Origin of the sequence: Methanococcus aeolicus Nankai-3 (genome assembly GCF_000017185.1) — an archaeon.
Classification (GTDB): Archaea; AGJL01; Methanococci; order Methanococcales; family Methanococcaceae; genus Methanofervidicoccus; species Methanofervidicoccus aeolicus.
Window position 1 is genome coordinate 1,049,390 of sequence record NC_009635.1, and the last position, 14,024, is coordinate 1,063,413.

Consider the following 14,024-nt stretch of genomic DNA (forward strand, 5'->3'; position numbering starts at 1 on the left):
ATTTATATAGAAGTTCATAAACATATACATACCGTTAGAGTAGAATATATATGAAATCTACTAAAATCCTACTACCTATCCTAATAACATAGATAACTATTTTATAAAAATAAAAAAAATCAACATACAGAAAAAAGGTGATTTAATTATGTCAGGACCTACAAATGTAATGCCAGAACATGTAAAAAGATACATGGGAAGAGATGCTCAAAGAATGAACATATTAGCAGGAAGAATTATTGCGGAAACAGTTAGATCAACATTAGGGCCAAAAGGAATGGACAAAATGTTAGTTGATGATTTAGGGGACATAGTTATCACAAACGACGGTGTAACAATCTTAAAAGAAATGAGTGTTGAACACCCAGCTGCAAAAATGTTAATTGAAGTAGCTAAAACACAGGAGAAGGAAGTAGGTGACGGAACCACATCCGCAGTTATCGTAGCAGGAGAATTATTAAGAAAAGCAGAAGAATTATTAGACCAAAATGTTCATCCAACAATGATAATCAAAGGATACCAGTTAGCACTTGGAAAAGTTCAGAGCATATTAAAAGATATGGCTACAACAGTTGATGTAGAAGATAAAGAATTATTAAAGAAAATTGCCATGACTGCAATTACAGGAAAAGGAGCTGAAAAGGCAAAAGGACATATAGCAGAAATCATTGTAGATGCTGTAACCTCAGTTGTTGATGGAGATGGTAAAATCGACACAGACCTCATAAAAATAGAGAAAAAAGAAGGAATTGCTGTTGAGGAAACATCACTAATTAAAGGAATCTTAATCGACAAAGAAAGAGTAAATCCACAAATGCCTAAAAAAGTTGAAGATGCAAAAATCGCATTATTAAACTGCCCAATTGAAATAAAAAGCACAGAAACAGATGCAAAAATCAGCATAACCGACCCTACGAAAATGATGGAATTCATTGAACAAGAAGAAAAAATGTTAAAAGACATGGTTGAAGAAATAAAAGCATCTGGTGCTAATGTATTAGTATGTCAAAAAGGAATTGATGACTTAGCTCAGCACTACCTAGCAAAAGCTGGAATATTAGCAATTAGAAGAGTTAAAAAATCAGACATTGAAAAATTAACAAAAGCGACAGGAGCTAACATTATTTCAAACATTAAAGATTTAACAGCTGATGATTTAGGGGAAGCTGGCGTTGTAGTAGAAGAAAAAGTTGCCGGAGACAATATGATATTTGTAAAAGAATGCAAACACCCAAAAGCTGTTACAATCTTAGTTAGAGGAACAACAGAGCATGTAGTTGATGAAGTAGCAAGAGCTATTGATGATGCTATTGGAGTTGTTTCATGCACAATCGAAGATGGAAAAATAGTAGCAGGTGGTGGAGCTGTTGAAGTTGAAACTGCTATGAGATTAAGAGAATTCGCTGACTCCGTAAGCGGAAGAGAGCAATTAGCAGTTAAAGGATTTGCTGACGCTTTGGAAGTAATACCAAGAACACTAGCAGAAAATGCTGGATTAGATGCTATTGAAATGTTAGTTAATTTAAGAGCTAAACATGCAACAGAAGGAAGCACAACATTTGGATTAAATGTATTAACCGGAGAAGTTGAAGATATGGCTGCAAATGGAGTAGTTGAACCATTAAGAGTTAAAACACAAGCTATACAATCTGCAACAGAATCCGCTGAAATGTTATTAAGAATTGACGATGTAATTGCTGCTGAAAAATTAGGCGGTGGAGATATGCCTGCTGATATGGGCGGAATGGGAGGAATGGGCGGTATGCCAGGAATGATGTAAATTTGATTTCCTCAATTCTTCCTTTTTTTATTTTTTTAAAATAATATATTTATAAATTTAAATACTATATTATAATAAGTAATGGATAGTGAATAATATATAAATAAGCAATAGATAAATAAATAAAAATAATAGAATAAGTAAAAATAATAGATAATAAATAATAGACATTATCTGTTGTTATCAAAATATATTAATTTAAAATATCTGTATTGTATCGTTTAATTCCTCCAATATTTTCCACAGTTCTTATAAGGGAGCTCCTCAAATTTTCTAAATCTTGTTTTTTAAATGAATATATTCTAAATGTGATACTTTTATATCCTTCCTGTATGGGAGCTCCTTTATAAACATCAATTATTTCAATATTATATTTACTTTTTAATAATTCTAGTATTATATCAATGTCTATATTATCTTTAAATAAAAATGAAATATCATTATAATATTTTTTTAAATTTGCCTCCTTCCATTGTTTTAATTCTTCTTTTGTCATTAAATTGGTATTTGCAATGCTTAATTTTAAATCCTTGCCTTGTTTATCCAATATTATAAAATCATCAACTACATCTTTCACAATTCCAAAATGAACTTTATTGGAGTAGGCATGTTTTAAACCAGCCTCTTTACCAATTGATTTTTTTAGCTTATCTACTTCCCGAGTTATTGCCCCTACGGCTTTATCAGAATAATTCATTCCTTTTATAGTTTCATTTCCAAAGTGTTTTGAGGATTCTTTCATTAGTTTTGCAAATGCTTCTCTGTCGTTGTTTTCAACTATTTCCTTTATTTTTTCGCACTCATTTATAAATGTTTGATGAATATCATTTATTTGTGGATTGTGCATCTGTATATCGGCATACAAATAAGGATTTTGCCCAATAATTCTTGCTATAATATTTATCATTAATTCATATATTGGGGAGGCGTATTTTCGCGATTCTTTTATATCTATATTCAACTCCCTTAATGTCGAACCAAGAACTATATATGAATAATGAGTTAGTCCCTGAACAACGCCCATAATTTTATCATGTTTTTCTGGTGGAATTATAATTACCCGGGCCCCCTCTTCTTCAAAAAAGTTTTTTATTTTAATAAACCAGGGGTTATTTTCATGTTCCTTGGTAGGTGGTGTTAATATAACAACCTGCCTTCTTAAAGATGGCGTAGAAGGTCCAAACATTGGATGGGTGGGCATTATAAATGTATCTTTTTTTGCATATTTTAACATGGCCTTTGTTGGAATTTCTTTTATAGAGGTAATATCCATTAAAACACAATTTTCCCTTACATGGGGTGCCAACTCTTTAATCATCCATTCAGTAATATTTATAGGAACTGCCAAAATTACAATATCTCCTTTTTTTGTGGCTTCAATATTGTCCTGCGTATATATTACCCCCAATTCTTTTTCAACTGCTTCTCCTTTTTCTTTATCTCTACCACTAACTATTACAGAATATCCTTTACTGCTTAAATATTTTGCAAACCATTTCCCTAATCCATCTGTTCCGCCTATTATTGATATTATCATAATATTCCTTTTTTTATTATTTTTTATTATATTGTATAAATAATGATATGATATATTAGATAATTTATTATATATATAGTGAATCGACAGATAAATTAGGCTAATCAAAGATTGGCTAAACCCCGTGTGGGCTTTATTTTCAAAAAACCGTCGGTTTTTTTTCATCCGTCGATGTTCGTAGTATCCGAACATATTGCTAGTATTTTTCTTATATGCTATCCTTGAGGTATGGCGTCCGTCGATTTACTATGGTATGTTTGGGTAGATATGTTCGGAGCTCTTGTAATAATAAAATTCATAAATTCACCAATATTTTATGACACATTACATACTTACCCACCACAAAGTATATATAGTAGAATTACATTGTTAATATGTAATTGTGTAATAGAATATGCCAAGGTAGTCTAGTCCGGCGAGGCAGCGGACTGCAGATCCGCTTCAGAAGGGTTCAAATCCCTTCCTTGGCTTTTTCAAATAATAAAATTGTATAAATCCAAAGGATTTTGAGATATTATTTTTTTATTATAGGTATATATCCGTTAATTTAAATTAATAATATTATTTTATATAATATTGGTATTAATAATTTTTATAGGTATTGCATTAAATGAAATTAAATCGTTAAGTTTTTATATAATATTTATACAAATTAGTATTATAAAAATGAGGTGATATTTTGAAAGTAGCAATATTAGGAGCAGGATGTTATAGGTCCCATGCAGCATGTGGTATTACAAACTTTTCAAGAGCAGCAGAAGTTGCAAATAAAGTAGGAATTCCGGAAATAACAATGACTCATTCAACTATCACGATGGGGGCAGAATTATTACATTTAGTAGATGAAATTGATGAAGTTGTTGTTTCAGACCCATGCTTTGCAGAAGAACCGGGTTTAATTATAATTGACGAATTTGACTGTAAAGAAGTAATGGAAGCTCATTTAGCAGGAAAAGCAGAGGATGTAATGCCAGCTATTAGGGATGCTGTTAAAGCTAAGGCAAAAGATTCGCCAAAACCACCAAAAGGATGTATCCACTTTGTTAATCCAGAAAAAGTTGGATTAAAAGTTACATCAGACGACAGAGAAGCTATTGAAGGAGCCGATATAGTAATTACATGGTTACCAAAAGGAGGAAGCCAGCCAGCAATTATTGAAAAATTCGTAGATGCAATAAAAGAAGGAGCTATTGTAACACATGCATGCACCATTCCAACACCAAAATTCGCAAAAATCTTTAAAGATTTAGGAAGAGAAGATTTAAACATTGTATCATTCCATCCAGGATGTGTTCCTGAAATGAAAGGACAAGTATATTTATCAGAAGGATATGCTAGTGAAGAAGCTGTTGAGAAATTATACAAAATCGCAAAAATATCAAGAGGAACAGCATTTAAAATGCCAGCTAACTTAATTAGTCCTGTATGTGATATGGGTTCAGCTGTTACAGCACCAGTTTATGCTGCAATATTATCATACAGAGATGCAGTTACAAACATTTTAGGAGCTCCTGCTGATTTCGCTCAAATGATGGCAGACGAAGCTATTACTCAAATGTTAGAATTAATGAGAAATGAAGGAATACAAAATATGGAAAACAAATTAAACCCAGGAGCATTAACCGGAACAGCAGACAGTATGTGCTTTGGTCCATTGTCAGAATTACTTCCAGCTTCATTGAAAGTTCTCGAAGAACACAAAAAATAATTAATAAATATTTATAATCCCATATTTTCTTTTTTTTAACATTTTTATGTCATAAGAATAATTTATTTTTAAATTAAATATATTAAATTTATAAACCTCCACAGGCAACCAATATAATATATAATAAATCGGTGATTTAATGGATTTTTCACACATACGGGACAATTTTGAAAATTTAAAAGAAGATACTTCCAAAGAAAACCTAAAAAACGGACTAATATCAAAAGAAGATGCCTTAAAGTTATTTAATATTTCCAAAGGTAATGATTATTTAAATTTATTCAGTATTGCATCAGAAGTAAGGGACTATTTTAAAAAAGAAATAGAAATAATATCTTCAATCCATATCACCAATATATGTTCCGTAAATCCGAAATGTTATTATTGTGGTTTCGCGGCGGGAACTTCAAAGGAAGGATATTATGAGCCATTTAGAACGACAGACGAAGAAATAAAAAATTCCGCAATAGCAATTGAAAAAAGTGGAATTATGAGAGTTAGCTGTTCCTCAGCACATGGATATGGGGGCAAAGAAACATTACGAACTTTGAAAATAGTTAAAGAAAATACAAATTTAGAAGTTTTAGTAAATGCTGGGGCAGATTTTACAGAAAACTGCATAAAAGAATTAAAAAAACATGACATCGATATAATTTGCTGTAATTTAGAAACCATTAATAATAAAGTATTTAAATCAGTTAAACCAGGGGAAGATTTAGAAAATAGAATAAATATCTGTAAATTGGTAAAAAAATATGATATAAATTTATCATCTGGTTTATTGTTAGGAATAGGGGAAAGTTATGAGGATAGGGCAAATCATTTATTGTTTTTAAAGGAGCTCCCTGTGGATGAAATTCCTATAATGGGATTTAATCCATATAAAGATACACCGATGGAAAACCATCCAAAATGTTCGGCGTTGGAACAGGCTAAAACTATTGCCATAAGTAGGTTGATGTTTCCAGATATTAGAATTACATCACCAACCCCAACAATTGGAGCGGAGCTTGTTCAATTTGCACTAATGGGAGGGGCAAGCAACATAGCAACCGTAATACCAGACAACCACCCAATGAATATAAAAGGAGTGGGAAATCCAAAAACGGGCAATTTAAAAGAAGTTGTTAAAATGATTGAAGAGTTAGGACTAACTCCAAAAATAAAAAAATAAATTGGGGCATTATGAAAAATCTAATCGGAATTAACCCAAATCAAAGATTGGTGGCAATAACCAGGATGTATAGGGATATTGCAGAAATAATCGATATAGAGGATTATGATGTAGTTAATCCATACAACAATAAACTAAAAGAACGATATGATTTATTGATTATTTCAAAGGGATATAAGGAAAGAGTGGAAAAATTAAATCCATATCCTATTTTTGAAATAAAATCTGCCACTTTTAACGATTTAATAGATAGTATGGAAAATTTAATTAAATTAAATATCGGAGATAAAAATAAAATAAAAAACTACAATGAAACAATTAATATAGCCCAAAACCGAATTAAATCAATGAAATATAATAATACAATTAAATTAAATAGTAATTCAACATTTATAAAAAAAATTATAATTGATCTAGGTTTAACTCTGTCAGATGATGGAATTACAATAATTCCCGATTATATGGCCAATAAATGCGACATTAATGACAATAAAGATATTGTAATTTTAAAAACCCATAATTATGATTTAAATACATTAGAAAGAATTGAAAACAGATATTTACAAATTATAAATTCCATAAATTCATTATAATATTAAATGTATATATGTTAAAGGTGGTTAGATGCATGACATAATCAAAAGTGCCGTAAATGATTTAGATGCCTGTTTAGAATTAAGAGGACTAATTACCAATAAATTAACAAATAATAAATTAACCGAAGGGGATATAATTTCTGTTGTCGATGCTGTCGGGGAGCTCCCAATAGAAGACATACAAAAAATAGGTAGCAACCTTAGAAAATTCCCATTAGGTTGCGATTTAGTTGAAATAGGAATTGGACCTTGTTCCTCCTCTTTAACGATGCCCCAATTGGTGGAAAATTCTATGCTTTCAGATTATATGGGCTTTCCAATACATATTTGTGCCTATGCTTTGGGAGATATTGCAGAACGGGAAAGCATAACACCATTAGAAGTATTTAAAACCATATCTGAAAGCGTAGAAGTTCCTATTGATTTAGACCATTTTGGAAAATATGGAGCCATGAGATTTCCAAAGGAAATAACTCACTGTGGAGGAGATTGTTATAGAATGGGAGCTCCCTCCGAAGGTTGCCCAAGAGGTAGAATTCATAAAAGATTAATCGATAAAGAAAAAGAATATTCTTATGAATTTAATGACTGGATAAAATTATCCTCCACAGTTTGCATAAATGTTGTGGAAGAACAGGGGGGAGAAGAACATGGAGCTCCACTTGAAGAAATGAAAATTGTGGCAAATGAAGCACATAAACATGGTAAAGGTTTAGAGGGCATATTCCATATTGGAGATGGATATGATGATTTAATCACTGGTTTAAAGTCATGTGTGGATTTGGGGGTTGATGCTTTTGTAGTTGAGGGAGCTCCTTTTAACAGGGCAAAAGATAGATTAAAAACATTTGCAAAAGCAATTGCCGTATCCCGAATACTTGTAAAAGGGGGAGTGGTTGCCACAAATGGAGCTTATGAGGATGAATGTAGAATAGGGCTTAGAAGTGGTTTAAACATGATATTAAGCGGATTCTCTGGAAACCATCACGGCTATATGTGTGGATATTCGCCAGACACAGCAAAGAGAGGAAACTTCGGAGCTCCACGGGTTTTAAGAATTATTAAAGAAGAAATTGAATATAATAAATTGGATACCTGTTTATTAACTAAACCAGTATTAAGAGCATTAACAAAAAGTGCCAAATTTTTAAATTATGGTGGAAATAGTTTAATTTATCCAAATAAAATAGGAGATTTCTTTACTGGCGATGCTCATTGGGTGGCAGTAAATAACAGCAATTTAGCAAACAACCTACACACAAAAACCATTGATGACATTGAAAAAGTAGATAAGATAGGAGCTCTCGGGGGGCGATATGTAGCTTGGGGACTTATTGACGCCTTAAAACCAGAGGAAGTTTATATCTCCGATGCCAATAAATGGGTGGAATATGCCACAATTAAAATATTAAATGATGCAGGAATAAATGCCTATGGAACAGATGGAAACGATAAAAAAGTTATAGAACAGGCAGATAAATCATTTATTACCTCATTTATCCCAGAAATTAACTTAAAAATAAAAAATAGATATAATAAAGATGTTGAAAGTTTGATTTAATTTATATATTTTTTTATTATTTTTTTCTTAAATGAATACAATCCCCAACAGAAATATTTTTAATAACATTATCATCTGTTTTAAGATATAATCCATTAAAATCTATATCCTGCACAATACCGATTATTTCATTGTTTGGAGTAATTATTTTAACTTTTTCCCCAATTGTAGCAGAATATTCTTTATATTTATTTAAAATCTCCTTTTCAGTTAATTCTTTATATTTATTGAAGTTATTAATAAATACATTTAGTATTTCTTGTTTATTAAATTCTTTACCTTCTATTTCTTTTAAAGATGTTGCAATATCCTTTATTTCGGCATCTATTGTATTGTTAATATTTATGCCTATCCCCACAACTACAAAGCCATAATTTAAGTTAATTTCCCCCAATATTCCTGATATTTTTTTATAATCTGTTGAATGGTTATTTTTTACAATAATATCATTTGGAAACTTTATTCCAAAAACCTTCGGTTTTTGTCTTCCAACGATTCCAAAAACCTTCGGTTTTTGTCCTCCCACGGTTCCAAAATCCTTAGTTGAATAATTATTTAATGTATCCACAATAGATAAAGAAGCCATAAAATTAATTTGTTCCACTTTAATATCTTTTATATCTAATAACATGGAGAAATATAGTCCCCCATAGTTAGAATACCATAACCGATTAAGTCGCCCCTTACCTTTTGTTTGAATATCTGAAACTACAACAATATTTCTTTTTCCTTCTTTTCCCAATTCTATACAGTCCATATTTGTGGAAATTGTAGTTTTTAAGTGTATTATTTTAAATTTATTGTTGGATTTATTATTTATCTGCATAATTTTCCTTATTTTATTATTTATTAATATTATTTTATTTAGTATTAACTATAATAGTTTTAATTTCGCTCATTTCGTCAATGGCATATTTTATACCTTCCCTACCTAATCCACTGTGTTTAATTCCTCCAAATGGCATGTTGTCTATTCTAAATGTAGGACTATTGTTTATCAATACTCCCCCATATTCCAAATTGTCTGCAAAATATAATGCTTTATTTATGTCCTGTGTAAATACTCCCGAGTGGAGCCCATAATTTGAATTATTTGCCTGATTTAGTGCCTCATTCATGTCATTTACCCTAATAATTGGTAAAACTGGGGCAAAAATTTCGATATTTGCTAAAATATTATCCGCTGTGATTTCCAATATTGTTGGATATATTATACTATTTTCCCTCTTTCCACCGCATATCAATTTTCCCCCTTGCCCTATTGATTTATTTATTAATTTTTCCACTCTTTCCGCACTATCCAATGATATTAAAGAACTAATATTTGTATCCTCATCTAATGGATTGCCTATTTTTAATTTTTTAACTTTTTCAACTATTTTATTTATAAATTCATCTGCCACTTCCTGCTCTATTAGAACCCGTCCAACAGAAATACAAACCTGACCAGAATTTAAAAATTTACCGCTCATACAAGATTCCACGGCTTTATTTATATTTGCATCTTTTAATATTATCATTGGATTATTTCCCCCCAATTCAAGAGTTATTTTTTTAAATCCTGCCTTTTTTGTAATTGATTCGCCAACTTCTACACTTCCAGTAAATGACAGTTTATTTATTTTATTATTTTTTACGATTTCATCCCCTACAATATGCCCCTCCCCAGTTAATAGGTTAAATACTCCCAACGGTATTTTTTTACTTTTTAAAACTTTTTCAATAATCTTTGTTAATTCAATAGTTATCATCGGAGCTTTTGATGATGGGTGAGCTACTATACTATTTCCCATAGCTATTGCCGGAGCTATTTTATGTGCAAATAGGTTTAATGGAAAATTAAATGGAGTAATTGCACCAACTAATCCAACTGGTTCTCTTTTTGTTATTACCATCCCATCGTCAAAAGGTATAGTTTCCCCCCTTAACTCCCTTGAATAAAATGCTGAAAATTTAAATGTGGTTATTGTTCTATCTACCTCAATAATTGACTGTTTTATTGGCTTTCCTACATCAATAGTTATTAATTTTGCCAATTCTCTTTTATTTTTGGATAATTCTGAAGCTATTTTCATTAATATATTATATCTTATAGTTGGGCTTAGATTTTTCATTGTAGATTTATGTTCCTCGGCTATTTTTATTGCTTCTTTTGTCTCATTTCTACTTAATGATGGTATATACCCTATTATTTCATTATTGTATGGATTTTTTACTTCTATATCTTTTCTATTTATCCATTCTCCATTTATAAACATATATATCACCCCTTTTTGTATCTTGGAACTTTTTGAACATATAAAATATAAATTTAAATAATTTGGTAATATTATTAAGGATAATAATTATAATGACAAAATACCATCAACAATGCTAATAATACCAATAATATAATCAATATTAATAATATATATGCAGTGATTTATTATATTAAGTTTTATAATTAAATTATAAAAAATATTGTATGATGTGATAATAATGTTGGCCATTTTAAAACTTGGAGGGAGCATATTATGCGATAAAAATACTCCTTTTTCAGTAAAAACAGATGATTTAAAAAGAATGTCCTTAGAGATAAAAAAGGCAATTGAATATTATAAAAATAAAGGAGAGATATTAAATTTAATAATCGTTCATGGCGGCGGTTCATTTGGACATCCTGTTGCAAAAAAATACATTAAAACAAATGAAAATGGAGAAAAAGTATTTTTTAACATGGAAAAAGGATTTTGGGATATTCAAAATGCCATGCGAAAATTTAATAATATTGTTATTGAGGAGCTCCATCAACAAGAAGTCCCTGCTGTATCAATTCAACCTTCTTCATTTATATTATTTGATGAGAAGGGGGAGCTCCACTTTGATACCTATGCAATAGAAGGAATGTTAAAAAGAAATTTAATTCCTGTTATACACGGCGATATTGTGTTGAAGGGAGAAAATAACTATAAAATATTTTCCGGGGACCATGCCCTACCATATTTATCAAAAAAATTAAATCCTGATTTAAGCCTACATGCCTCCGATGTAGATGGCGTTTATGATTTGGATAAAAAAACAATAAAAAAAATTAATTCAGATAATATAAACGATGTTTTAAAATGTTTAAAACCATCAAATAAACAGGACATTACAGGGGGGATGTATTTAAAAGTAATGGAATGTTATAATTTAGGCATAAAAACCATAATATTTAATGGTAGTAAAAAAGATAATATATATAAGTCATTAATTGGAGAGGTTAATGGAACTAAAATTAATTAAAAAAATAAAAAATAAAAAGAAATATCGAAAATATTTAAACTATTTTCTTTTAATTTTTATCATATCGCCCAAAGTAAATTCGCTATCATCGGCGCCCCCTTCGTATTCCTCGGAGCTCCCTTCATAAAGTGTTATATTTAATTCTTTTTCTAATCTTTTTACATATTTTTCTTCTGGCTCTAACTCATTTCTCTCAATTTTATGTAGTGTAGATTCCTTTATACCTATCTGTTTTGCAAGTTCTTTTAGTGTCCATCCTCTTTTTTCCCTTGCCTGTTTTATTACGGTTCCGTAATCTTCTACTACCATCTTTAATGTATCAAATAAATCTTTTCTTGGTTTTTTCGGTCTTGATGATGAATATTCAGTACCCCTACCACTTCTTCTGCCTTTTGTATCGGGCATTCTCGAATAATTTTGTATAATTGTCCCAAATTTAGCACAATCGTCGCATACCTGCATCTCTACCCCTTCAATTCTTGAAGTAAGGAGTTTTGTTGTTTCTTTTCCACATAGTTCGCACTGCATAATATCACCATCATTTATATTTTGTTCAAAAAATATGTTATTTAAATGCCCATATTTTTTGTATTTATTATTAAGTTAAAATATTATGTCTATACTATTTTGTAATTTCAAATTTTCCAGAGGAAAATTTATACAATATATAAATTTTTCGTTGTAAAATTTATACGACTGTAAAAATTCTGAAAGAATTTGAGGTATCGTAAAAACTCCTTCGGAATTTTGAGACTGTAAAAAGTTCCCGAACGAGCCATATAACAATATTTATATATAGTTAAATTTCATAATATTATGGTATAAATATATAAGTAGGATATCGTATGTATATGTCCTATATATATTATATATTCTATATTATTCTATGTATATTTTAGATAATAATTTAATTTAAATAAACAATTAGTAGTATTAATTATTTAATATTATAGGGGATATATTATGACAACTCCAACTTATGATGAGGATATAGGAAATAAAAACATAGACACGGACATAGCTGAATTTAAAGAAAAGGCAAAAATTGCAGAACTTGAAAGTACAATATTAAGAATGGATTTAGAAAAAAGGGGATTATTAAAAGCTAATGAAGAATTAAATAAGGAAGTAGAAGTCCTTAGAAGAGAATTAGAAAAATTAAGAGTTCCTCCGCTTATTATTGGGACTGTCACAGATAAAGTTGGAAAAGAAAAGGCAGTAGTTAAAAGCTCCACAGGTCCAAGTTTTTTGGTTAGTATTTCTAAATTCATAGATAGCAATGAAATCGTACCTGGTACAAGAATATGTTTAAACCAGCAAACTCTATCTGTTGTAGAAATATTGCCAAATGAAAAAGATTACAGGGCTTTGGCAATGGAAATCGAGGAAAAACCAGATATTACATTTGATAAGATAGGAGGGCTGGACAAACAAATAAAAGAAGTTAAGGAGGTAGTGGAGCTCCCATTAACCCATCCAGAATTATTTGAAAAAGTAGGTATTGAACCACCTAAGGGAGTATTGCTTTACGGGCCACCTGGAACAGGTAAAACGCTACTTGCAAAAGCCGTAGCAAATGAAACCAATGCATCATTTATAAAACTCGTTGGTTCTGAATTAGTTAAAAAATTTATAGGGGAAGGGGCAAAACTTGTAAAAGATGTATTTAAATTGGCGAGAGAAAACGCACCCACAATAATATTTATTGATGAAATTGATGCCGTAGCAAGTAAAAGAACAGAATCACTCACAGGGGGAGATAGGGAAGTTCAAAGAACACTCATGCAACTTCTTGCAGAGATGGACGGCTTTGAGTCAAAAGGAGATGTAAAAATAATAGGGGCCACAAACAGACCAGACATACTTGATACAGCAATATTGAGACCTGGAAGATTTGACAGAATTATTGAAGTTCCTGCACCCACAGCAGACGGAATAGTAGATATATTAAAAATCCATACAAAAAATATGAATTTAAAAGGCGTAGATTTAGAAAAAGTTGCAGAACATGCCGAAGGTTGTGTTGGTGCTGATTTAAAGGCCGTATGTACCGAAGCTGGTATGCTTGCAATAAGAGATAGAAGAGAATTCGTTACAATGGACGACTTTTTAAGTGCCATTGAAAAGCTAACAGGGGAAAAGGAAGAAGAATATGCATTTAAAGAACATCCTGCTGTAATGTATGGATAAAATATTTATTTAATTATTAATGAATTATATATTTAGGAGCTCCATAATAATCCCCAATATATTTTATTCAAATAAATTATATATTTTTAATATTTTAAAAAATTCATTTTTTTATATTTTTAATATTCTTTATTTTTTTTAATAGTATTATGACATATTTAATTTTATAATAAAACCCATAATTACAATAATGGATAATAATAATACTAATAAT

General features: G+C 30.3%; 11 protein-coding genes and 1 tRNA gene. 8 read left to right on the forward strand and 4 right to left on the reverse strand.

What is annotated here, in order from left to right; genetic code table 11:
* Window positions 1-148: 148 nt before the first annotated feature.
* Entirely contained in the window at window positions 149-1,780 is a 1,632-nt protein-coding gene (thsA, locus tag MAEO_RS05155; RefSeq protein WP_011973733.1) for a thermosome subunit alpha, read from the forward strand.
* A 193-nt stretch (window positions 1,781-1,973) separates the two neighbouring features.
* On the opposite strand, the gene MAEO_RS05160 is transcribed toward thsA, so the two are convergent.
* Window positions 1,974-3,317 carry a prephenate dehydrogenase gene (locus MAEO_RS05160; protein ID WP_011973734.1) on the reverse strand — a complete coding sequence of 448 codons (1,344 nt, stop codon included), beginning with the start codon at window positions 3,315-3,317 and terminating at the stop codon, window positions 1,974-1,976.
* Between the two features lie 396 nt (window positions 3,318-3,713).
* Here MAEO_RS05160 and MAEO_RS05165 point away from each other — a divergent pair.
* The 5 genes from MAEO_RS05165 (at window position 3,714) to hmdC (ending at window position 8,356) form a co-directional block, all read left to right on the forward strand.
* Window positions 3,714-3,787: transfer RNA gene (locus tag MAEO_RS05165), tRNA-Cys, on the forward strand.
* Between the two features lie 209 nt (window positions 3,788-3,996).
* Window positions 3,997-5,025 (forward strand): 5,10-methenyltetrahydromethanopterin hydrogenase, encoded by a 1,029-nt coding sequence (gene hmd / locus MAEO_RS05170; RefSeq protein WP_011973735.1) that lies wholly within the window; start codon window positions 3,997-3,999, stop codon window positions 5,023-5,025.
* Window positions 5,026-5,164: 139 nt separating this feature from the next.
* The gene (hmdB, locus tag MAEO_RS05175) at window positions 5,165-6,199 is read left to right on the forward strand and encodes a 5,10-methenyltetrahydromethanopterin hydrogenase cofactor biosynthesis protein HmdB (RefSeq protein ID WP_011973736.1); all 1,035 of its coding nucleotides are present in this window, start codon (window positions 5,165-5,167) and stop codon (window positions 6,197-6,199) included.
* Between the two features lie 11 nt (window positions 6,200-6,210).
* Entirely contained in the window at window positions 6,211-6,792 is a 582-nt protein-coding gene (locus MAEO_RS05180; protein WP_011973737.1) for a hypothetical protein, read from the forward strand.
* 31 nt (window positions 6,793-6,823) lie between these two features.
* Window positions 6,824-8,356, forward strand: a complete 1,533-nt coding sequence (gene hmdC, locus MAEO_RS05185; RefSeq protein ID WP_011973738.1) for a 5,10-methenyltetrahydromethanopterin hydrogenase cofactor biosynthesis protein HmdC — start codon at window positions 6,824-6,826, stop codon at window positions 8,354-8,356.
* A 16-nt stretch (window positions 8,357-8,372) separates the two neighbouring features.
* On the opposite strand, the gene MAEO_RS05190 is transcribed toward hmdC, so the two are convergent.
* Together MAEO_RS05190 and MAEO_RS05195 are read right to left on the reverse strand one after the other, a co-directional pair.
* Window positions 8,373-9,182, reverse strand: a complete 810-nt coding sequence (locus tag MAEO_RS05190) for a biotin--[acetyl-CoA-carboxylase] ligase (protein ID WP_011973739.1) — start codon at window positions 9,180-9,182, stop codon at window positions 8,373-8,375.
* Window positions 9,183-9,216: 34 nt separating this feature from the next.
* Window positions 9,217-10,614, reverse strand: a complete 1,398-nt coding sequence (locus MAEO_RS05195) for a lactaldehyde dehydrogenase (RefSeq protein WP_011973740.1) — start codon at window positions 10,612-10,614, stop codon at window positions 9,217-9,219.
* Between the two features lie 220 nt (window positions 10,615-10,834).
* Here MAEO_RS05195 and MAEO_RS05200 point away from each other — a divergent pair, with 220 nt between their 5' ends.
* A complete protein-coding gene (locus MAEO_RS05200) occupies window positions 10,835-11,620 on the forward strand; it encodes an isopentenyl phosphate kinase (RefSeq protein ID WP_011973741.1) in 786 nt (261 codons plus the stop codon).
* Window positions 11,621-11,659: 39 nt separating this feature from the next.
* Here MAEO_RS05200 and MAEO_RS05205 read toward each other — a convergent pair whose 3' ends face one another.
* Window positions 11,660-12,148, reverse strand: coding sequence for a multiprotein bridging factor aMBF1 (locus MAEO_RS05205; RefSeq protein WP_011973742.1), 489 nt, complete (start codon window positions 12,146-12,148; stop codon window positions 11,660-11,662).
* Window positions 12,149-12,583: 435 nt separating this feature from the next.
* Here MAEO_RS05205 and MAEO_RS05210 point away from each other — a divergent pair, with 435 nt between their 5' ends.
* The gene (locus tag MAEO_RS05210; RefSeq protein ID WP_011973743.1) at window positions 12,584-13,810 is read left to right on the forward strand and encodes a proteasome-activating nucleotidase; all 1,227 of its coding nucleotides are present in this window, start codon (window positions 12,584-12,586) and stop codon (window positions 13,808-13,810) included.
* Window positions 13,811-14,024: the final 214 nt, after the last annotated feature.

Coding starts and splice junctions, on each gene's coding strand:
- thsA (WP_011973733.1), top strand. CDS start 149: ATGTCAGGACCTACAAATGTAATGCCAGAACATGTAAAAAGATACATG.
- MAEO_RS05160 (WP_011973734.1), bottom strand. CDS start 3,317: ATGATAATATCAATAATAGGCGGAACAGATGGATTAGGGAAATGGTTT.
- hmdB (WP_011973736.1), top strand. CDS start 5,165: ATGGATTTTTCACACATACGGGACAATTTTGAAAATTTAAAAGAAGAT.
- MAEO_RS05180 (WP_011973737.1), top strand. CDS start 6,211: ATGAAAAATCTAATCGGAATTAACCCAAATCAAAGATTGGTGGCAATA.
- hmdC (WP_011973738.1), top strand. CDS start 6,824: ATGCATGACATAATCAAAAGTGCCGTAAATGATTTAGATGCCTGTTTA.
- MAEO_RS05190 (WP_011973739.1), bottom strand. CDS start 9,182: ATGCAGATAAATAATAAATCCAACAATAAATTTAAAATAATACACTTA.
- MAEO_RS05195 (WP_011973740.1), bottom strand. CDS start 10,614: ATGTTTATAAATGGAGAATGGATAAATAGAAAAGATATAGAAGTAAAA.
- MAEO_RS05200 (WP_011973741.1), top strand. CDS start 10,835: ATGTTGGCCATTTTAAAACTTGGAGGGAGCATATTATGCGATAAAAAT.
- MAEO_RS05205 (WP_011973742.1), bottom strand. CDS start 12,148: ATGCAGTGCGAACTATGTGGAAAAGAAACAACAAAACTCCTTACTTCA.
- MAEO_RS05210 (WP_011973743.1), top strand. CDS start 12,584: ATGACAACTCCAACTTATGATGAGGATATAGGAAATAAAAACATAGAC.